Source organism: Capnocytophaga sp. H2931 (assembly GCF_002302535.1).
Classification (GTDB): domain Bacteria; phylum Bacteroidota; class Bacteroidia; order Flavobacteriales; family Flavobacteriaceae; genus Capnocytophaga; species Capnocytophaga canis.
This window is the reverse complement of the sequence record NZ_CP022381.1, coordinates 1,440,824-1,463,663: the sequence shown is the minus strand read 5'-3', so window position 1 is coordinate 1,463,663 and position 22,840 is coordinate 1,440,824. Positions and strand designations below refer to the sequence as shown.

Here is a 22,840-nt window from a genome sequence, read left to right as displayed (position 1 = left end):
TAATCTACGGATTCCAGAAATCACTGTTCTTTATATTAGATTTTTTAGGATCAAAAATTGGATTTTTTATGCCTTTTTTCCTTTGAGAAACATAATCTTTCCAAACGCGGATAACCACACCGCTGAGTAGCAAAATAGCAACTACATTGACCCATGCCATGAGCCCTACACCAATATCCCCAACAGTCCATGCCAATTTAGCTTCTTTAATTGCTCCCATATACACTCCATAGAGGAAACCGATACGCAAAATCCAAATATAAAGTTGAGCATTTCGTTTCCCTTTGAAAATGTAAGCGATATTAGTTTCAGCATAGTAGTAGTATGCCAAAATAGTAGTAAAAGCAAAAAAGAAGAGTGCAAGTGCCACAAAATGACTTCCGATAACTGGAAAATGAATATTCAACGCCTCTTGTGTAAAAAAACTATATTCCACAGAAGGAATCTTTTCGACGATGGCTATTTCTGTTTTTTCATTAATTACGTTGTACTTTCCTGTGAAAAGTATCATAAAAGCAGTTGCAGTACAAATGAAAAGCGTATCAACGTAAACGGAAAATGCCTGTACCAATCCTTGTTCCACAGGGTGTTTTACTTCGGATGCAGCTGCGGCGTGTGGTGCTGTTCCCTGTCCCGCTTCGTTAGAATAAATACCACGCTTTACACCCCATGCGATTGCCGAACCTGTTATACCTGCGTAAATAGACTCGCTACTGAATGCAGCATCAATTATTAACATAAAAACATCGGGAATTTGTGAAAAATGCATACCTATAATGATCAAAACCATCACAATGTAACTAACCGCCATAAAAGGCACTATGATTTGCGTTACTTTACCCAAACGTTTCACACCTCCAAAGATAATAATCGAAACCAGAATAATGATTGCCACGCCTACTGTATGAACTTCATATCCAGCTATGTTTACATTTGGAATCTGTACAGATTGATTCAGCGAGGTTACAATACTATTACTTTGAATACCTGGTAACAAAAAACCACAACTGAGAATTGCCACCAAAGCAAAAAACACAGCATACCACTTGATTCCCAATCCTTTTTCGATATAGTAAGCAGGGCCTCCACGGTATTGTCCTTTGATTTCTTGTTTGTAAACCTGACCAAGCGTAGCCTCTGCAAATGCCGAAGTAGCACCCAAAAGAGCAATCACCCACATCCAAAAAACTGCCCCTGGCCCACCAAAAGAGATTGCCGATGCAACTCCGATAATATTCCCCGTACCTACACGTCCTGAAATTGCCAACGAAAACGCTTGAAATGGTGATATACCTTGTGCCGAATTACCTCCGCTAAAAAGCAAACGAACCATACTTTTTAGATAACGAAACTGCAAAAAACCTGTGCGAATCGTGAAATACACTCCCGAAAAGATACATAAACCAATTAAGGCATACGACCAAACATATCCACTGATAATTTCAAAATATTTTTCCATAGACTTTTCTTTAAGTTCGGAGCCTTTAAACTCGACATTTGTTGTTAAGGAAATTCAACTCTATCGGATACGCTTTTTACAACGAAAACTAACGTTTAAAGAAATCGTAACCAATTTTAAAACTAATCCAAAAAGTACCTCCTTTGCTATTAGGTGTTCTTCCAAGTGTGGTCGAATAACCGTAACCAACATTAAATTCGTAATTAAAATTTCGGCTAAAGCTACGGCGAATCCCAAAAACAGGTATAACACTAATCGCATTATAGTCGTTGCTTACATTACTATCATTAGAGATTACAAACCAATTAGGAGAAAATTCTGTCCTAAGTGAAAAATAATTTCCTGAATTATTGCTAATATTTTTTCCTTTTTTTACACGGCGGTTCAATCCATAGTACCACTTTGGCTCTATGGAAATAGCAGGAGCAAGTAAAAAGCCCGTTTTGTCATAAATAGCTCCTGTCCAAAAACCTCCATGTAAACTTGCATCAGAACGCAAAGTTATAGCATCGGAAAGCCGGTGTTCATTGTAAATATTTACCCCCAATAATCCTGCTTGAAAGCCTACAAGATCTTTCTCTACACTTACATGTTGTGCATAAACTGCATTCAGTCCTAATACCATAAACATGGTAGCAATGATTTTTTTCATGAAAATAAGTTTTAATTAAAGCGAAGCAAACATATAAAAAAAAATTAAAATACAAACCCATGAACATCTTTAATCGTCTTTTTCACACCTCTAACAGTTAAAAACATCCAAAAAGTTCAATACTTATTGAACTAATTAAACTTTTTTTTCTACTTTTGCCCCGAAATGATTTTTTCGCAAAAATGATAAAAAACACAGACCATACTTTACTACAAGATTTGATTACCTTGTACACCAACCATTTTGGGCTAAGCCCTATTATGGCAAAAATTTGTGCTTATCTGAAATTGGACTTCGAAGGAAATGGTGCTACCTTCGACCAACTTCAACAAGCCTTGGGTGTAAGTAAGGGTTCCATCTCGATGAACCTACGTAAACTCATCGATAAAGGGATTATTTTAGAAATTAACAAGTTCAACGAGAGAAAAACCTACTTCGTTTACAATCAAGACTATATTATACTATGGCTAAAACAATCCATCGAGCGGATGGAATACACCCTTAGCGTAGTACAACGTGTTAATAACCTATCGAAAAAGCACCCCAATACTCCTAAGACCTTACTAAAACGCAAACAAATCCATCAAGAATTTTTACAACAAGGTATAGAAGCATTTAAAGAAACCCTTTTTAAAATAGAAAACGTATGAGAATAATCTTCATTTTGGCAGGTTTGAGCCTAATGACAGCCTGTAACAACACCCCAAAACAAGTTCAACAAGGTGTAAAAACGCTTCCGGTAATCACGGTGGGGGAACAAAGCAGTACGTATCACCTTTCTTATCCGGTGAACATTGAAGGAAAAGTGAATAGCCCTGTACAAGCGCGGATATCGGGATATATTACACAAGTGTTGGTTGATGAAGGTCAGCAAGTAACCAAAGGGCAACCTCTTTTTAGATTGGAAACTCAAGCGCTTAACCAAAGCTCTCAAGCCGCCAAATCGGCAGTAGATGCAGCGCAGGTGGAAGTCAACCGCCTTGAACCTCTTGTCGCCAAAAATATTATCAGTTCCGTACAGTTAGAAACTGCCAAAGCCAACTTGGCTCGGATGAAGGCAAGTTACGCCGAAGTGAATGCCAACATTGATTATGCCATAGTCAGAGCCCCTGTAACAGGTGTAGTGGGTAGCATTCCCTTACGTGAAGGTGCTTTGGTTAGTGCCAATAACACGGTTTTGACTACCGTTTCAGATGTGAAAGAGGTATATGCTTACTTTTCTATGAATGAGAAAGACTATATTACCTTCTTAGAGGTTGCCAAAGGCAAGTCATTGAATGAAAAAATCAGTAATTTGCCCAAGATTACATTAGTTTTAGCCAATGGCGAACGCTATCCGCACCAAGGAACCATCAGTACCGTAACGGGTCAAGTTGATAAAAACACCGGAAGCATTCGGTTTCGAGCTACATTCCCCAATACGGAAGGACTGCTTACTAATGGTAACAGCGGTACCATACTTATTCCGGAGGTACACGCAAATAGTTTAGTAATTCCGGAGGTAGCCACCTTTGAGCAACAAGGCTTGGTGTTTGCCTATAAAGTAGAGCAAGACACTGTAAAACAAGTCATCATTACCCTTAAAAACCGAAATAATAACTTAGCCGTAGTGTCTGACGGACTGCAAAAAGGCGATATTTTAGTCGTGCAAGGACTTAATGGTATCCGAACAGGTATGAAAATCCAAACGAAACCCGTTTCTATGGATAGTTTAGTACAAGCCATCAAACCTGCTTTCAGATAATTTTTATATAAAAAGGATAAAAGCAATCTATTTTTTAAGTTTATCAATAATTAAAAATGCTATATCCGAAAATTATATCGGTTTTTTACAAGTGAAAAACGCCATATCTGAAAAATATAGTCGTTTTCAAAAGTGAAAAAGCGATTTCTTCGAAAATTATAGTAGTTCTTTACAATTGAGAAACGTCATATCTGAAAAATATAATCATTTTCAGAAGTGAAAAAGCTATTTCTTGGAAAATTATAGAAGTTTTTTACAAGTGAAAAACGACATATCTGAAAAATATAGTCGTTTTCAAAAGTAAAAAATCCATTTCTCGGAAAATTATAACAGTTTTTAAAAGTATAAAACTAAGTAAGTCCGTTATAAAGATAGGTTACAACAAATAACAAACAATAATCATTTATAGAAAAATAAGTTTTATAAATCAGATAAACTCATTCAATTCATCGTATTTATATGTTTATCCGTATATAAAACCATAAAAAATCAAAATAAAACAAATATGGTAAAACTATTTATCGACAGACCTGTAATGTCAACAGTGATTTCCATACTCATTGTAATACTCGGTATATTGGGTATTGTAGGCTTACCCATTTCGCAATACCCTGATATTGCTCCGGTGACGGTTCAAGTATCGGCAAATTATACCGGTGCTAATGCGGAAACCGTTTTGAAATCGGTAGTAATTCCGTTAGAGGAGCAAATCAATGGAGTAGAAAATATGGATTATATCACCTCTACTGCTACGAACAATGGTTCGGCATCGATAAACGTTTATTTTAAGCAAGGAACTAATCCTGATATTGCTGTAGTTAACGTACAGAATCGTGTGGCTCGTGCCAACTCCATTTTACCTGCCGAAGTTACTCGCGCAGGGGTGGTTACTCAAAAGCAAAACACAGGGGCTTTGATGTTTATGACGTTTTACTCCACTAATGATAAGATTAACGACATCTTTATACAGAATTACTTAAACATCAATATCATTCCTGCCATAAAGCGTATCAATGGTGTGGGTGATGCCAATGTGTTCGGTGGGAAGGATTACGCTATGCGGATTTGGTTACACCCCGAAAAGTTAGCCGCTTATGGTTTAAACCCTGCTGAAATTACCGCCGCTATTACCGACCAAAGTCGTGAAGCCGCAGCAGGTACACTCGGTCAGAACAGCGGTAGCTCTTACGAATACGTAATCAAGTATAAAGGAAAATATAATGAGGTTCAAGAATATGAGAACATTGTGATAAAGGCAATGAACAACGGTCAGATACTCCGATTGAAAGACGTAGCTGATATTGAATTGGGGGCTTTGTCTTACACAGGATTTGCACGTAATAACGGAAACCCTGCCGTTTCAATGGGAGTCTATCAAACGCCGGGCTCTAACGCACGTGACATTATCAACGATGTAAAAAAATACCTCAAAGAAGCCGAGTTAGCCCTTCCTGAAGGTATCGGATACACCATAAATATGGACTCTAACGAGTTCTTAGACGCTTCCATTTCCAAAGTTTTAACCACTTTACTCGAAGCCTTTCTACTTGTTTTCTTAGTAGTTTACTTATTCCTACAAGATTTCCGCTCCACACTGATTCCTGCCATAGCAGTTCCGGTATCAATAGTAGGTACATTCTTCTTCTTGAACCTATTCGGATACTCTATAAATATGCTTACGCTATTCGCTTTGGTACTTGCCATTGGTATTGTAGTGGACGATGCTATTATTGTAGTAGAAGCCGTACACGCCAAAATGGAGCAAACTCGCGACAAAGCCAAGGCTTCTACCCTATCGGCTATGCACGAGATAACAGGTGCGATTATTTCGGTAACCTTAGTAATGGCTGCGGTATTCATTCCGGTAACGTTCATTGGCGGAACTACAGGCGTATTTTACAAACAATTCGGGATTACACTTATCATTGCTATTGCTATTTCGGCAGTGAATGCCCTTACGCTTAGCCCCGTACTATGTGCTTTACTACTGAAACCTCATCCGGATAAAGCCTATGAAGAAAAATCTTTCATTGGCAAGTTTTTCCACAAGTTTAACCTTGCTTTCGAGGCAGCCACCAAGCGGTACGGAAAAACATTTACCTTCTTTTTACGCCACAAATGGGTAACGCTTATCCTCTTTGTAGTGGCAGGAGGTGTGCTTTATTACAGTAACGAAAAAATGAAATCGGGGTTTGTTCCTACGGAAGATAATGGTATGCTGATGATGAACGTAGAGCTTATCCCCGGTGCTTCGATGGAACGTACGGCAAACGTACTGCAAGAGGTACAGGAGCGAGTTCGTAAAATACCCGGAGTGCATTCGGTAACGGGAATTTCAGGTAGAAGTTTTATCTCAGGTGCCGGAAGCAACTACGGAATGGGTTTTTTACGATTGAAACCCTTCGCCGAGCGACAAGCTGACCCAAGGCAAAGCATACAAGCTATCGTAGGTCAGGCTTTTGGGGCAGTTTCAGGTATTGCCGATGCCAAAGTCATTTTCTTTCAGCCACCTGCTGTACCCGGTTTCGGTATGAGTTCAGGGTTTTCAATGGTTTTGTTGGACAAAACAGGGGGCGAAATCAGCGAACTTAACAGCACCACACAGCAGTTCCTTCAAGCCCTTAACCAACGCCCTGAAATTCAGTACGTGCAAACCTCTTTCAACGTAAACTATCCGCAGTATCAGTTGGAAATAAACGTAGAACGTGCTGCACAATCGGGCATTAGCGTTACGCATATCCTTTCGGTGCTACAAAATTACATCGGTGGACTCTATGCAACAGACTTTACCAAGTACGGAAAACAATTCCGAGTGATGGTACAAGCACTTCCTGATGACCGAAAAAGCATTCAAAGCCTTGACGGACTTACCGTACGTACCTCCAACGGACAGATGGCACCTATTTCGCAATTCGTTACGCTCAAACGTACCTTTGGTCCGCAGAGTGTGAACCGCTATAATCTGTTTACTTCGGTAGCCTTAACCGGAGCTAATGCCGAAGGATACAGTACCGGTGATGCCTTAAATGCAGTAAAAGAGGTGGCATCGGAAACTTTAAATAGTAATTATGGCATTGACTATACGGGGCTTACTCGCGAAGAGCAACGTGCAGGTACGCAAACCCTTGTTATTTTTGCACTTTCGCTAATTTTCACCTATTTCATTCTATCGGCTCAATATGAAAGTTATCTGTTACCCTTGGCGGTAATCTGCTCACTTCCGTTCGGAATTATGGGGGCTTATTTGGGGCAATGGGCAATGGGATTGGAAAACAATATTTACTTTCAGATATCGCTCATTATGTTGGTCGGTTTGTTGGCTAAAAACGCCATCTTAATCGTGGAATTTGCCGTACAACGTAGGCATCACGGCGAGAGCCTATCCAAATCGGCAATCAATGCCGCTATGGCAAGGCTCAGACCCATTTTGATGACCTCATTTGCCTTTATCGTGGGCTTACTACCTTTGGTATTTGCCGGTGGCGTGGGGGCAGCAGGTAACCGCTCGGTAGCCACAGGTGCGGTAACAGGGCTTTTGTTAGGTACATTCATCGGGCTGATTGTCATTCCGGTACTTTTCGTGGTTTTCCAACACCTACAAGAAAAAATAGTAGGGATTAAATCCGTAGAAAAACAACACGAAAGCCAAGCGTAAAACAGATTTATATCGGTACGAACTACCATACAGACACAAAACAACACCTCACACGTTCTTTAAAATACTGTTTATTGGGCTTATTGGGCAGATTTAAAAACATAAAAACAGCCTTAGTTAGCACTTATAAAAGAATAGTTCAAGCAAAAACCATAGTTACTTAAACAGAAGCTAAATCATTTTATAACAAAACGTTAAAAATGAGTAGCTACTCAAAATTTAACTTTTCGTTAATGCTAAGCAATCGTTTTTTTAGCTAAATTTGTAACACCTTCCAACTCAAATACACGGAAGGCAAAGTATATTTAACTATTTTAAAAACGCATAACTATGGAAATGATTTTAAAAATTAAGGAGGTAAACCTTGGAAAATTCAACAACGCAGAGTACACTCAGTTTTTAAGTTTTACTAAGGAATTGATTGAAAAGGCAGGTTTGGAACAGCTTGGCATAGCCGACACCGCTTTTGAGCAATTTAAAAGCAACATCGAACTGCTTACCGATGCCGCTCATCAGAGTCGCATCAGTAGTGAAACCAAAGAGCTTTCAGAGATTGATAAGCAACGTAATGAAATTCTCGCATTTTTGCTGATGAATTTCCGTTCGGAACTGAAAAACCCCATTGAAAAACGGCGTAAAGCAGGTACCGAACTCTACAATGCTACCAAACCTTACAGCAAAATTAAGAGTTTGCCTATCCGACAGAAGACACAAAACATTGAGGGCTTAATTACGGACCTTACCAAAGAGGCAAACTTACCTCACTTGAATACTTTAGGGATTAAAGAAGCCGTTGAAAAACTAAACGCTCTGAATGTCAAGTACAAAAAGCTACTTGCCAATCGGGCTGATAGTCAAATTTCAGTTCCTCAAATCCGTATTGGGCAATTGCGTAAGGAAACCAATCAGATTTATGATTACCTCATCACCAAGGCTTTTGTCAGTTCGGTAGCTTCGCCATCGGAAGAAAACAAAACGTTTGTGCATTCCATAAACAAACTCATTACCGATACCACCATCGCCTACAAGCTACGGCAAGGACAAAAGGTGCGTAAAGACGGAATGAATACCAATTAAAAGCCACTGAAAATTCAGAAAAATGACAAAGTGATGCTTTTTTCAATACGTTTGCTTTTACTTATGTAGCGAATTTTATGCTTCATCTTCCAATATGCTGTAATGGACTTACAGCATATTTTGTTTTTGTGATTTTAAACCCCAAATGCGGTTAAAAATAATTTCTATTATTTACCCCACTACCCTACCTTAAGCCCTAAAAAACAATATTTTGGAAATGTTAGAAACCATTTGCTTTTATAAAAGTTTCGATTTTACTCAACTTAACAACACCTTTGTCACGCTGAGCGAAGTCAAAGCCTTATAAAAGCCATTGAATAATTTTGAATTACAAGGGTTAAAAACATCTTCCGTCCTACGGACACCTCCTTCAAAGAAGGATTTAAGAAAGTGAGAAATCACAAAATTCCTACTTTCAAGAGAGTTAGGAAGATGTAAAACCCATAAATATTAAAAAAACATCGTATTTAATACTATTTAGCCTTATGAAACAACAGATAAAAAAGGGGATAATTGCCTTAGGAGGGCTTCTCATTTTGGCTTCGTGTGCCGGTAGAAAACCCTACATACGTACCGAATTGCCTACAGAAAACCTTTATCGTACCGACCAACTACCCACCGATAGCATCAGTACCGGTAGCGTATCGTGGCGAACTATCTTCACCGATGACAAACTGCAAGGCTACATTAAGCAAGCCCTTGAAAATAATTTGGACATACGCATAGCGTGGCAAAATATGGAGAAATCAAAAGCACAATTGCTACAAAGTAAATATGCTTTTCTGCCTACTTTAAGTCTGAACCCAAGTTACACCTATACAAGTCCTTCTTTAAACACCCTCTCAGGAAACTTTTCAGGCGAAAGAACCCACCTGCGTCAATGGGATTTGACAGCTACCACAGCGTGGGAAGCCGATGTTTGGGGAAAAATCAATGCCCAAAAGAAAGCCAATTACGCAGGAGCGTTATCAAGCATTGCTTCGCACCAAGCCATACAATCGGAAGTGGTAGCTACATTGGCTACGGCTTACTATCAGCTGCTGATGTTGGACAAACAACAACAGATTTTGGAAGCCACCATCAGCCTTCGCCTTAAAAGTTTGGAAACTACACAAGCCCTAAAACAAGCCGGAAGCACCACCGAAGTGGCTGTACAACAAACCCAAGCCCTTTACTACAATGCACAAGCACAGCTTGTTGGTATTAAAAACAACATTCACGCTTTAGAAAATAGCATTTGTATCCTTTTAGGTATTCCCTCGCAACCCATAGCACGTAATTCATTAGAAGGACAATCCTTCCCCACAGATTTTAATCAAGGATACGCAGTGAGTTTATTAGAAAATCGCCCCGATGTACGCAGAGCAGAACTCGATTTAATCCAAGCCTTTGAACTGACTAACGTAGCTCAGGCAGCTTTCTACCCTACATTTACCATTACAACACGTGGAGGATTCAGCAGTCAAACCTTTGAAAATTGGTTGGATACTAAATCCATATTTGCTAATTTCATAGGCGGATTGGTACAACCTCTGCTCAACAAACGGCAAATCCGTTCGCAGTACGAAATTAGCCAAGCTAACCGAGAAACAGCACTGCTCAAATTCAAAAAAACAATGCTTACTGCAGGTAAAGAAGTATCAGACGCTTTGCAAAATTATCATTCGCAACACGAGTATATCCTGCTAAAAACCAAAGAAATGGAGGCTTACCAAAAAGCTACCGAATATTCGCAAGAACTTTTCAATAGTGGTATGGCAAGTTATTTGGAGGTGATTTCAGCAGAGGTAAATCGACTTAATGCCGAACTAAGCGTAGCCAATGCCGAGTTTAATAAGATGCAGTACGGAATTATGCTCTACAAAGCCCTCGGAGGAGGTTGGAAATAACTCAACTTTTCAATGGACTGAAAGAAGAGAACTTTCCCCTTTATTGAATTTTATGCTCTAAAAATTAGGACATTTCAATTTTTATTTTACTTTTGCAACACTAACAAATTTTATTATTTTATGAAAAGATTTATTATCCCCGTTTTAGGATGTGCAGTATTGGCGTCCTGTACAGACAAAGCCCCCGAGTACACCGTGCTATCGGGTAAGGTAAGTAACTATGATTTTGAGAAAATCATATTAGTTGGAGATGGTTTTGAAAAAGAAATTATGCTCAACGCCGACAAATCATTTATCGATACGTTGATGTTAGCCCACGACGGAGGCTATACCCTTGCTCGTACTGATATCTACTTGCAAAAAGGCAAAGATTTGAACGTTGATATGGATTTTAAAAATCCGCAGGAAAACAAATTTTCGGGCAGTTTAGCTCCTGAAAACAACTATCTTTTGAGTAAAGTAAAACTCTCACAAGAGGTATTAGGTAAAGATAAAACAGACTTTTATAAATTAGAAGAGGCTGATTTTATTGCAAAAGTAAATGAATTTAGTACAAAACAAAAAGAATTACTCAATAAAACCAATTTCAACGTGAAAGGATTTAAAGCTTTGGAAGAAAAAACCATCGCTTATGAAGCTGATTTCCTATTAAATCGATACGAAAATTATCATTCTTACTTTGCACAAAAGGAAGGGTTTAAAGTTTCTGAAAATTTCCCTAAACTAAATACTACTGACCTTGATAACGCTGAAGATTTTCGCTTTTCAAGAACCTACCGAAGTTTGGTAAATGAATTATTCCAAAAAAATAACGATAATGCATACAATGAACAATTCGGACAGGAATATGATAAAGAAAAATACTTAGGTGTTATTTTGACTAATTTCAAAAAGATAAAAAGTGACAACGTTCGTAATGCCATCGCAAAAAGATTCTTAGAACACTACATTTCACCGGAAAGTCCTCTAACAGAAAAGGTTTATCAAGAGCTTATGGCTAACGTAACTGATGAAACTCTGAAAGGGAAATTCACCGAAAGCTATAACAAAGTTAAGGCTTTGGCAAAAGGAAACCCCTCACCTACCTTCAATTTTGAGAATCATAAAGGTGGAAAAACCGCTTTGGCTGACCTAAAAGGCAAATTGGTATATATTGATGTTTGGGCAACTTGGTGCGGACCTTGTTTGCAAGAAATTCCACATCTAAAAGAGGTGGAGAAAAAATACCACGGAAAGAATATTGAATTCGTGAGCATTTCAGTAGATGATAAAAGAGATTACGATAAATGGAAAAACTTCGTAACAGAAAGAGAATTGGTAGGCACACAACTCTTTGCTGACAATGCGTGGGAGACTCCATTCGTTAAAGATTATGTAATCACCGGAATTCCGCATTTTATATTGCTTGATACACAAGGAAACATCATCAGTGCAGATGCTCCTCGTCCATCAGACCCTAAACTCATTGAGCTACTCACCGAAAACGGTATTTAATAAACTACAAAGGACTGTCGCTAATGACAGTCCTTTTTTTATTAGAGCTATTATCAGTTTGAGTATTTTGTAGGTTTGCTTTGTTTCAACCTTAAAAAAACTCCGACTTCACTTAGTTTAATAGCTATTTAATCTAACACAAGTGAAGCCGAAGCTGGGTTTTAAATGAAGCATAGTATTGCTTTAATTCACTACCATACCTACTCTTACATCTATTGATGCTGTCTTTTTCGTTTTTTTATCTCTAATAGTTATAACACCCTCTTTAGTTTCATTTCTTGTAGATTCTATTCGGATACTATTCTGCACAATTTTAACGGTAATCAGATCTCCTAATTCATTTTTAATTATTTCGTAATCACCACTTCCTGAAGTAATTGAAATCCACGCAACAGTATCTTTATTGACATAGTTCGAACCTACTGTACCCCATATAAACAGTTGATTGTGGGACAGCTCAAAAGGAACATCAACCACAGGTTCTGTTACGTTTACTCGTACCACTTTGGTTTGTTTTGTCACTGTGTCCTCAACAGTTACAAAAGATTCTCCCGCAGCATATGTTTTGAGATTCAATGTACTACCTATAAGGGCTGCTGAAACAATCCTTCCATTTGATTCAGTAACTCGATATGAACCAGAACCACTAATTATCAAAACATTAGCCGATTTAGGATATTCAATAGAAATAATTCCTGTTGACAAAACCAAATCAGGTGCTCCATCAACAATAACATTCAAAACATCCGTTTTTCCAGTTTGGGCATCGGTAACTGTAATAGTTGCTCTTCCTGAATTGGCAGCATAGATGTAAAGAACTCCTCGGGAGCGGAAACTATAAGCCACTTTTGAATCACTGGTTCCAAAACTGTAGGCACCACTACCAGAGTGTACGGAAACCGAAGAATTTGTTTCACCCTTTTTCAATCGAAGCTCTCTGGCTGAGAATTTAACATCCCCTATTTGATTGAGTACTGTTACTTTTATTTCTGCTTTTATGTGAGTTCGACGATCTGTAACAGTAATTATGGTATTTCCTCTCTGACTTCCTTTGATAGTGAGTAGATTACCATTAATTTCTGCACTGGCATATGCGTGTTGAATGCTAAATGAATAATCTCCACTTCCTGAGGTAATGACTACCGCTACTTCCTGTCCTTTTAGCACTGTAACTTCTGTTTTATCCAATGCCAATCGCTCTCCATCGGAAACAATCACACGTAGCGTATCTGTTTTTCCTGTTCGCGTGTCGGTAACTGTTAGGACTGCTTCCCCTTCTCTGTAAGACGAATGGATGTAAAGCACTCCTCTTGATTGTGAAGCACGAGCAATGTCAGGATTACTTGAAGCTATACTGTAGAATCCACTTCCTGAAACAATTTGAACGGTAGATTCTGTTTTCCCTTTTTTAATATTAAATTCTCTGACTGAGAATTTAACATCGGGAATCACTTCAATAACGCTGACAGCAATTGCAAACTCGTGCTTAGTTTCATTATCCACAACTTTGATGGTTGTATTTCCTTTAGCATTTCCAGTAACGACAACCTTCTGTCCTGAAATATTCGCTGTTGCTACTGATGGATTTACGGATGAAACACTATAGGAATCATTCCCTGACAAGATGATCGCTTCTTCAGTTTTTCCTTTATGAACACTTATGCTTGAAGGCTCAAGAATCAGAGGTTTTAATGCCTTTATTACATCAATTTCCAATGTTTTTTTCTCGTTTGTTTTGAGGTCTGTGACGGTAAGTGTTGCTTTTCCGACAGCATTGGTTTCAATTTGAATAAAATCTTCCTCAACAGAAGCCGAAACAATAGAAGGGTTGGTTGATTCTACAGCATAGTTTCCATTCCCTGATATTATGCGAATGAATGAAAGATATCCTTCCTGAATTTGAATTTTATCTGTTTCTAACTGCAATTTTTTATCCATATTAACAACCTCTATTCCGATTTCAATTTTCAAACACGGATTGGCTTTATCAATCATTACGATATTTACCTGTCCCAAATCTTTTGTTGTAAACTTCATTCCATTATTGTCATTTGAAACCTCAGCAACGGTAGAGTTCGATGTAGAAATTTCATAATTTCCACTTCCTTTAAGGACTTTAATCGGATAATCATATCCTTTTGCTACTTTGTATGTAACCTTACTCCACGTTTTTATTTCTGTCTTATCCGTTCCTATATTGACAACAAAATCTTCTAACGATTTTATTTTGATGGATTTTTCAAAATTAGTTTCTAAGTCTCGAACCGTAAGTTTACCTTCAGTTTTGCCTTTTGCATTAAAGATTATTTTTGTACCTATTTCGTCAACAGCAAGTGAAGCATCAATATTAGGGTTGTCCATCATGAGTTCATATTCTCCCGAACCAAAGATTTGGAATGACGATTCAGAACAATTCGGAGCGAACTCAAACACTTCTTCTTTAATACTAAATTCCAATTTAAGAAGTTGAACAACTACTTTAACCTCTACCACCTCTTGTGATGTTTTATCTTTTATTTTTACAGTTGTAGATCCTTCCTCTTTTCCCTTGAAAACAATTGCTGTAGTTGTGGATGTGGTTGAAGAAAAGGTTGTTGCAACAATCTTCTCATCGCCACCGACCACCTCGTAAGAACCGTTTCCGGATGTGATAGCTATTGATTTGGAAGCTCCTACATGCAAGGTAGTTTCCGTAGTAGCTACAGAAAATGGAAGATTGACTACCACTTTAATTTTTAACTCTTCCCCACTAACTTTATCTTTTATTGAAATACGGGTTTCTCCCGATGAGTTAAATCTGATGGAAATGACATTCTTAACAACACGTGCTGTGGCAATTTTTTCATTTTCTGAAGTAATTTCATATTGACCATTCCCTGTGGCAATCTCAATAGTCTCGTTGAAGTCCTTAGAAGCATCCCCCGTGAAAGTAGCTACAAGCTCTTGCTTATTGAGGGTTAGTTTTTCTATTTTCTCTTCTGGAATACATGCCGTAGCCATTACAAAAAGTAACGTAACTACATAAATACCAATTTTTTTCATAACATTTTCCTTTTTATTTTCAGGACAAAGGTAAAATGTTACGTTCTAAAAACACTTGTAGAAACGTAAGAAAGAATTGTAAAAACTCTGCATTAACATTCCTTTGATTTGCAAAAATCAAGCATAAGATTTCGCTATGTTTTTCACTGAGTGCAATTTACGAATACAAATAACAAACGAGTAACAAATATTTTTCTTAAAATTATTAATAACCCGACACTATTACAAGAAGCATATGAGATAAGAAACTGAAAATCAAGCAAAAATATACTCTTGGCAGAGACTTAAAGATAATTCGGAACAGACGTTCGGCTCACTCTCCGACAATGCTCAGCTGAACAATTAACGTGTCAGCTGAGCTATCGAAGATTTATTACAATGTTTTTTTCAAATACAAATAGTTCGTATTCGTGAAATACTAATTTAAAAGAAACTTATTTTATTCAAATAGCTTAGCTACCTGCGTATTTACGAATTCTAAAAAACGAACATCCTCTTGCGAAAAAGGATTCAATTGATGAGAATCTATATCAATTTGTCCGATATTTACGCCATTGACAAACAGAGGAATAACGATTTCAGACTTCACAGTAAGACTACAAGCTATATAGTTGTCCTGTGCTTTGACATCGGGAACTACAAAGTTTTGATTGGAGACTGCTACTTGTCCACAAATTCCTTTCCCGAACGGAATTTCAGTGTGATCGGTAGGTTCTCCTGCAAAAGCTCCTAAATGCAAAGTTCTCGTTTGGTGATTGGCAAAGTAAAATCCTACCCAATCGTAATGCTCTACTCTGGATTGCAACAAGTCACAAATGGTTTGCATTTTCTCATCACGAGATGCATCTTCTTGATTACAAATAGCTGTAATACTTAAACTTAACTCTTCAAACATATTTTTATTCTATTTTTTATTCTATTCAAAGGTAGAAAAATCAGCAGTGTTGTAGCTATAAGCCTAACTCAGACCATGCAAAAATATAAACTATTTTCCTACGCTCAAAATAGGTAACAATCCATTTTTTATTGTATTTTTGCTGAAATTTTATTGATTATTAAATGGTTGTGTACAAACAAAAACATTAACTTTATTGATAATTTAAAGATTTAATATCATAATCAGATGAAAAAAATTTTTATTTTACTTTTAAAAACTATTGGGACTATTATAGGATTTATCGTTTTATACATTCTTTTAGGTGTTCTACTCCCCTTTGTTCAAATTGCAGAAAAGGAAGTTTCTGAACCAAAAAACATGCCTATATACATCTATACCAACGGAATGCACACTGATTTGGTAGTTCCTATCAAAACAGAAATCATAGATTGGAGTCAAAAAATTCTATTCGAGAACACTCTATCGAAAAAAACTGATTATCAATACGTTGGAATCGGTTGGGGAGACAAAGGATTTTATCTAGAAACCCCCACTTGGGCAGACCTAAAAATTTCTACTGCTCTAAAAGCTGCTTTCTGGCTGAGTGAGTCTGCTATGCATTGTACTTTTTACGACAAAATTATAGAAAACGAAGATTGTAAAAAAATAATGCTCACCGAACAACAATATCAGGATTTGGTGAACTTTATCCAAAATCAGTTCGACCAAGACGAAAAAGGCAATTTTATTTTTATTAAAACTGATGCGGTCTATGGAGAAAATGATGCCTTTTACGATGCTAAGGGAAAGTATAACCTCACTCGAACTTGTAATACTTGGGTAAATGATGGACTAAAAGTAGCGGGACAAAAAGCAGCCCTATGGACTCCAACGGATACAGGTATTTTTAGGCATTATAAAGAATAAAAAAAGCCTCACAAAAGAAACTACAAAAATCACTCGTTGAGACTTTCGACTGAAAAATATTTTCTATATTTGCGGACATTGAATTTCTATTCATAACTCTATTTATCGTATGGAAGAGAACACACCACAAGAGCAACCCTCAGGCGAGAGTATCATTAAAGTTACAGGAATGTACCAAAACTGGTTTTTGGACTATGCATCGTACGTTATTCTGGAACGTGCCGTCCCTGTTATTGAAGATGGATTCAAACCTGTTCAACGACGTATTATGCACTCTCTCAAAGAATTGGAAGACGGAAGATACAACAAAGTTGCTAACGTTGTGGGACATACGATGCAGTATCATCCGCATGGAGACGCGAGTATTTCCGATGCCATTGTACAAATTGGACAAAAAGATTTACTCATCGATATGCAAGGAAACTGGGGAAACATTCTTACGGGTGACCGTGCAGCAGCCTCCCGTTATATTGAGGCTCGACTCTCGAAATTCGCTTTAGATGTGGTGTTTAGCCCTAAGGTAACACAGTGGCAAATGAGCTATGACGGACGCAAGAAAGAACCCGTACACCTACCCGTAAAATTTCCGCTACTCTTGGCTCAAGGCACAGAAGGGATTGCAGTGGGATTATCAACCAAAATATTACCTCATAACTTTGTGGAATTGCTCGACGCATCAATCGCTCATCTGAAAGGAAAACCTTTTGAGTTATACCCTGATTTTCCTACGGCAGGAGTAATGGATGCAAGCAACTACAACGATGGACAACGTGGCGGACGCATTCGTGTACGAGCTAAAATATCGCAAGTGGATAAAAGTACGCTCCGCATTACCGAAATCCCGTTTTCAACTACCACCGATTCACTTATCGAATCCATACTGAAAGCCAATGAAAAAGGAAAAATAAAAATCAAAAAAGTAGAAGATAATACCGCTGAAAATGTAGATATTATAATACATTTACCTTCAGGAATATCGCCCGATAAAACCATTGATGCTCTCTATGCTTTTACGGCTTGTGAAACTTCAATTGCTCCACTGGCATGTATCATTGAGAACAATACGCCTCTTTTTCTGACCGTATCGGAAATACTAAGGCGATCTACAGATAACACGGTACAGCTGCTCAAAAGTGAATTGGAATACGACTTGGCCGAATTAGAAGAAAAACAACACTTCTCTACTTTGGAAAAGATATTTATTCGCGAAGAAATGTATATTGACTTTAAATTGTACTCGGAAAGAGAAACTCTTTACCAATACTTACGCGATCGCTTTGAGCCTTTCAAAGAACAACTTATCAAAGAAATTACGGACGAACATCTGCAGCGCTTAACGCAAATCCCGATGATTCGTATCACCAAGTTCGACACTTTCAAGGCAGATGAAAATTTGCTCAAAATTGAAGCCGATATCGAAGAGATAAAAAATCACTTAGCAAACCTAATTGATTATGCCATAAATCATTTCAAACGCTTGAAAGAGACCTACGGAAAAGGCAAAGAACGCAAAACTGAAATACGTCCGTTTGACAATATCGAGGCTACAAAAGTGGTAGTGAGGAACATCAAATTATATGTCAATAAAGGAGAAGGTTTTGTGGGTACATCACTCAAAAAAGATGAATATATCGGCGATTGTAGTGATATTGACGATGTGATCGTCTTCACCGAGAGTGGAATGATGAAAGTGGTAAAAGTCAGCGAGAAAACGTATATCGAGAAAAACATCATCCATGCAGCTGTTTTTAAAAAAGATGACAAACGTACCATCTACAACGTTATCTATAAGGACGGACATACCGGTTTTTCTTACATCAAACGCTTTAACGTCACGGGAATTATCCGCGACAAAGAATACGAACTGATACCGAAACATAAAGACTCAAAAATACTGTATTTCACCCCTAATCCAAATGGAGAAGCCGAAGTAGTAACCATTAATTTACGCCAAGTAGGAAGCATTCGTAAATTAAAATGGGACGTGGATTTTGCCGATACCATTATAAAAGGACGCGGAGTCAAAGGTAATTTAGTGTCAAAATTTGCTATTAAGCGCATTGAACTTAAAGAAAAAGGCGTTTCGACTCTCAAACCTCGAAAAATTTGGTTTGACGATATCGTAAAACGCTTAAATACAGACGAAAGAGGAAATCTACTCGGTGCATTCAAAGGCGACGATCGATTGTTATTGATCACGAAAGACGGTAGTGTAAAAACTGTAATTCCAGACTTAAATTTACACTTCGAGAACAATATCTTAATCATGGAAAAGTGGATTCCTCAAAAGCCTATTTCTGTGATTTATTATGACGGCGAGAAAGAACGTTATTACGTAAAACGTTTTGTCATTGAGAACGAAAACAAAGAAGAACTTGTGATTACAGAACATCCAAAGTCACAGCTATTGTTCGTTTCATCGGATTGGAGACCAATGGCAGAAGTAGTTTTTGCCAAAGAAAAAGGAAAACCCGAGAAGGAGAATCTAATAGTAAATCTGGAAGAATTCATATCTATAAAAGGCATAAAAGCCCTTGGTAATCAGCTTTCTACTGAAAAAGTAAAAGAAATAATAACCATAGAATCGCTCCCTCCACACCAGGAGAACGAAATGGAAGAAAACTTGGAAGAGGAACTTGGCGATGACGAAATCACTGACTCATCCGATGAATCGGATGGGCTACAAACCGAATTGGAATTCTAATAAACTTAATTGATATGCTGACTTTTCCTCTTGAAATGTTCTTCATAAAGTCGTACCTTCGTGGTTTGAACTTAACTTAAGAGTTATGACATCCGTAAGGATATATAGATATCGAATATCGGTTAGAAATGCCAAGAACACAACTTCTCGAAACATGTAGTTGATAATTTTGTGATTTCTAAATTGTCTTCTGAGTTAAAAATCCGTATGAATGAAATTTTAATAATCAATTTTATGAAACAAATTTTTAGTTTTTTACTGCTTCTGTGTGCTATTCCAGCAGTGGCACAAATGGAGAAGAAACCAAACATTATCTTCATTTTGGCAGATGATTTGGGCTATGGCGACACCGAGCCTTACGGACAGCAAATCATCAAAACGCCACATCTGAACAAATTGGCGGAGGAAGGTATGAAGTTCACGCAATTCTATGCTGGTGCATCTGTGTGCGCTCCCTCCAGAGCATCAATTATTACTGGCGAAACTACAGGGGTAACACATATTCGTGGAAACAAAGAAGTTTCAGAACCCATTGATGGTCAAGCTCCTATTCCCGAAAACTCACGCTCCATAGGCAAAATACTAAAATCAGCGGGTTACAACACGGCTATTTTCGGAAAATGGGGATTAGGTACGGTAGCCTCAACAGGAAACCCACTCTTACATGGTTTTGATACTTTTTTCGGATATAATTCCCAGCTTCGAGCCCATCGCCGATTCCCTCCTTTTTTGTGGCAGGACAACGAACGTTATTACCTTACTGAAAATGGAAATTACGAACATCAAATCGTTTATTCTGAAGATGTTATACATGAAAAGGCACTAGACTACTTAGAAAAACAATCCTCTGAGAAACCTTTCTTTGCAATGCTTGCCTACACCTTGCCACATGCCGAACTCGTAGTGCCACAGGACAGCATCTTAGAGTCTTACTCACATCTTCCTGAAAAGCCATACAAAGGAATTGATTACAACGGTGAGAAAACAATTATTGGAGGATATATGAGCCAACCTAAAGCTCATGCTACACATGCCGCTATGGTCTCTCGCTTGGATAAGTATCTGGGAGATGTTCGTAAACTACTGAAACGTAAAAACTTAGATGATAACACAATAATCATTTTTGCCAGTGACAATGGAGCTCATTTTGAAGGTGGTGCCGACCCTGATTTTTTCAAATCATCAGGTATTTTGCGAGGTTTAAAACGTGATCTATATGAAGGTGGCATACGCACTCCATTTATTGTTTATTGGAAAGGGAAAGTTAAACAACAGACTACGAGCAACTTTGTGGGAGCTTTTTGGGATTTGATGCCTACCTTTGCGGATATTGCAGGGGTTCCATATACTAAAACTGGAAGTGAAGTTTCGATTTTGCCAACCTTATTAGGAAAGGATAAAAAACAAAAGCAACATAAATATCTCTACTGGGAATTTCACGAACTTGGTGGGCGACAAGCTGTTCGTTATGGAAAATGGAAAGGCGTCCGTTTGAATGTGAATAAAGACAAAAATGGTTCTATTGAACTGTACGATCTTGAAAAAGACCCTTCAGAGAAAAATAACATTGCTAAGAATCATCCAAGGATAGTAAAAAAAATAGCTAAAATGATGGAACAAGCTCACCAACGCTCAGCATTGTTCCCATTTGCTTGGGAAAAATAATTATATGAGAGATGCTTGGTGGGACTATCCTTCCCACCAGGCTACTGCAAAACCAATAATAAAACCTACGCAAAAGCTCGCGATAAATAAGGCTAACAAGATTAGCGATACCCAAAGGATACCATTAATTATTTTCCCCGCCTTACCAAATTTTTTTTCGAAATACCCCCTGCTCAATGTGTACCAAATATAACTTATTTCGGAATTCAATGAGTCTCTACCGAATTGAAATTCATCATTTTCATCGCTCATTGAGGTTACTAAATCTGAAATTTCAACAATGTATTTTCCGTACATTTCCTTGAGCCACATTTTTCCAATAATATACAATGCTATAACAAAAACAACCATACAACAAGCTACCAACATCAGATGAGGGATATTACCATTTAAAAATGTAGGACTCATTGCCCAATAAAAACAGAAAGCTATCGGGATAGAGGAAATGTAGTACGATTTGTACAATTCCGTGTTTAAAACCAATTCATATCTGAGGTTCAATAAATTGTGATACGTACTGAAGCTCTGAGTGTTGATTCTTTTGTAAAGCGAATAAAACTTACGGAAATAGTAGGCTGTAATTAATATTAAAATAAGATACAATCCGCCAAAAACGAACAATTGTTCTGAGGTTTCACAGAAGAAGAGTAATCCTGCAACTACGACTAATGTGAATACGGAAAACCAAAATTCTTTTTCCATATTAGCTCGGATTTTCTCCAAAGGTGTACGCAATTGTTGTTGTTTTTCAATAGAAATTTCAGGAGTTTGACTTACTTTTTCTTCGCTCCAAAGGTTTTTAATGTTTTCAATATTCATTTTTAAAAGGTGTTAGATATTTAATTAAGATTTATTGACCAATTCGGTAAGTTTAGCCTTAGCTCGGTTGAGTTTCACACGGACATTTCCTTCAGAAATCCCCAGTTGCATTGCTATTTCTCTGCCAGAATAATCTTCTAAGTAATAGAAAATAAGAGCTTTATCAATTGGATTTAGTTTTTGTATAGCTTCATACAATTGTTTTATTTGTTGTTCTTTTTCAGAGGAATCTTCCTCAACAATTTTGATTTGTTCCCAATTTTCGTGATTGGAAATAAATCCTCGTTTTTTTTCTGATTTCAAAAATACGATGGCAGTATTCAAAGCCACGCGATACATCCACGTGGAAAAAGAACTCTTTTCTTGGAAAGTTGGGTAGGATTTCCAGAGCTGATACGTAATTTCTTGGAACAGATCTTTTTGGTCGTCAGGGTCATTCATATACATCTTGGCAATTTTGAAAAGTACACTCTTGTGCTTCTGCACCCGTTCCAAAAATTCTTTTTCTAATGCCTTCATCTTTTTTTGATTTCTGTTTGGTTAGTATTTGGTAAATCAAATTTGTTACAAATAAAATGTTTTTTTTAATTGGAAGAAAGCAATTAGAATTAACTACTATACGCCAATCACTGATACTGTTGACCAAACGCTAATCACAACCTCTGTTGTATATATTAACTTTTTTTTATACTTTTGCGACCGTCTCAAAGGGGTGCTGCGTTTGCGGCTGAGATTATACCCATAGAACTTGGGCTGGTAATGCAGTCTAAGGAAACGAAGTCAATAATAAGTGGCTTGTTTTTGCTTTTTGGGTAGCAGAAACAAGCTTTTTTTAT

Annotated in this window: 15 protein-coding genes and 1 riboswitch; of the genes, 9 read left to right on the top strand and 6 right to left on the bottom strand. The window is 37.6% G+C overall.

What is annotated here, in order from left to right; translation table 11 throughout:
* Window positions 1-4: 4 nt before the first annotated feature.
* Together CGC52_RS06185 and CGC52_RS06180 are read right to left on the bottom strand one after the other, a co-directional pair.
* Window positions 5-1,459: a sodium:alanine symporter family protein gene (locus tag CGC52_RS06185; protein WP_042009626.1), complete on the bottom strand. Its 1,455-nt coding sequence runs from the start codon at window positions 1,457-1,459 to the stop codon at window positions 5-7.
* An 88-nt stretch (window positions 1,460-1,547) separates the two neighbouring features.
* Window positions 1,548-2,111, bottom strand: a complete 564-nt coding sequence (locus tag CGC52_RS06180; RefSeq protein WP_095893767.1) for a hypothetical protein — start codon at window positions 2,109-2,111, stop codon at window positions 1,548-1,550.
* A gap of 182 nt (window positions 2,112-2,293) precedes the next feature.
* Here CGC52_RS06180 and CGC52_RS06175 point away from each other — a divergent pair, with 182 nt between their 5' ends.
* The 6 genes from CGC52_RS06175 (at window position 2,294) to CGC52_RS06150 (ending at window position 11,970) form a co-directional block, all read left to right on the top strand.
* Window positions 2,294-2,761, top strand: a complete 468-nt coding sequence (locus CGC52_RS06175; RefSeq protein ID WP_052458098.1) for a GbsR/MarR family transcriptional regulator — start codon at window positions 2,294-2,296, stop codon at window positions 2,759-2,761.
* Complete coding sequence (locus CGC52_RS06170) at window positions 2,758-3,855, top strand: efflux RND transporter periplasmic adaptor subunit (RefSeq protein ID WP_095893766.1); 1,098 nt, start codon at window positions 2,758-2,760, stop codon at window positions 3,853-3,855. The genes CGC52_RS06175 and CGC52_RS06170 overlap by 4 nt, the downstream gene beginning before the upstream one ends.
* A gap of 505 nt (window positions 3,856-4,360) precedes the next feature.
* Window positions 4,361-7,510 (top strand): efflux RND transporter permease subunit, encoded by a 3,150-nt coding sequence (locus CGC52_RS06165; protein WP_095893765.1) that lies wholly within the window; start codon window positions 4,361-4,363, stop codon window positions 7,508-7,510.
* Window positions 7,511-7,840: 330 nt separating this feature from the next.
* Window positions 7,841-8,587: a DUF6261 family protein gene (locus CGC52_RS06160; protein WP_013997040.1), complete on the top strand. Its 747-nt coding sequence runs from the start codon at window positions 7,841-7,843 to the stop codon at window positions 8,585-8,587.
* A gap of 485 nt (window positions 8,588-9,072) precedes the next feature.
* Window positions 9,073-10,476, top strand: a complete 1,404-nt coding sequence (locus CGC52_RS06155; protein WP_095893764.1) for an efflux transporter outer membrane subunit — start codon at window positions 9,073-9,075, stop codon at window positions 10,474-10,476.
* A gap of 120 nt (window positions 10,477-10,596) precedes the next feature.
* Window positions 10,597-11,970, top strand: coding sequence for a TlpA disulfide reductase family protein (locus CGC52_RS06150; RefSeq protein WP_095893763.1), 1,374 nt, complete (start codon window positions 10,597-10,599; stop codon window positions 11,968-11,970).
* Between the two features lie 183 nt (window positions 11,971-12,153).
* On the opposite strand, the gene CGC52_RS06145 is transcribed toward CGC52_RS06150, so the two are convergent.
* Window positions 12,154-15,012 carry an Ig-like domain-containing protein gene (locus tag CGC52_RS06145; protein ID WP_095893762.1) on the bottom strand — a complete coding sequence of 953 codons (2,859 nt, stop codon included), beginning with the start codon at window positions 15,010-15,012 and terminating at the stop codon, window positions 12,154-12,156.
* A 439-nt stretch (window positions 15,013-15,451) separates the two neighbouring features.
* Entirely contained in the window at window positions 15,452-15,907 is a 456-nt protein-coding gene (locus CGC52_RS06140; protein ID WP_095893761.1) for a GAF domain-containing protein, read from the bottom strand.
* Between the two features lie 228 nt (window positions 15,908-16,135).
* Here CGC52_RS06140 and CGC52_RS06135 point away from each other — a divergent pair, with 228 nt between their 5' ends.
* The 3 genes from CGC52_RS06135 (at window position 16,136) to CGC52_RS06125 (ending at window position 21,185) form a co-directional block, all read left to right on the top strand.
* Complete coding sequence (locus tag CGC52_RS06135) at window positions 16,136-16,816, top strand: TIGR02117 family protein (protein WP_095893760.1); 681 nt, start codon at window positions 16,136-16,138, stop codon at window positions 16,814-16,816.
* A gap of 109 nt (window positions 16,817-16,925) precedes the next feature.
* Entirely contained in the window at window positions 16,926-19,520 is a 2,595-nt protein-coding gene (locus tag CGC52_RS06130; protein WP_095893759.1) for a DNA gyrase/topoisomerase IV subunit A, read from the top strand.
* A 234-nt stretch (window positions 19,521-19,754) separates the two neighbouring features.
* On the top strand, window positions 19,755-21,185 hold the full coding sequence (locus tag CGC52_RS06125) for an arylsulfatase (protein ID WP_042347374.1): 1,431 nt from the start codon (window positions 19,755-19,757) through the stop codon (window positions 21,183-21,185).
* A gap of 24 nt (window positions 21,186-21,209) precedes the next feature.
* Here the strand turns inward: CGC52_RS06125 and CGC52_RS06120 are convergent, their stop codons facing one another.
* Complete coding sequence (locus CGC52_RS06120) at window positions 21,210-22,004, bottom strand: hypothetical protein (RefSeq protein ID WP_095893758.1); 795 nt, start codon at window positions 22,002-22,004, stop codon at window positions 21,210-21,212.
* A gap of 24 nt (window positions 22,005-22,028) precedes the next feature.
* Window positions 22,029-22,523 carry an RNA polymerase sigma factor gene (locus tag CGC52_RS06115; protein ID WP_042005451.1) on the bottom strand — a complete coding sequence of 165 codons (495 nt, stop codon included), beginning with the start codon at window positions 22,521-22,523 and terminating at the stop codon, window positions 22,029-22,031.
* Between the two features lie 179 nt (window positions 22,524-22,702).
* Window positions 22,703-22,795, top strand: a riboswitch (TPP riboswitch).
* Window positions 22,796-22,840 lie beyond the last annotated feature (45 nt).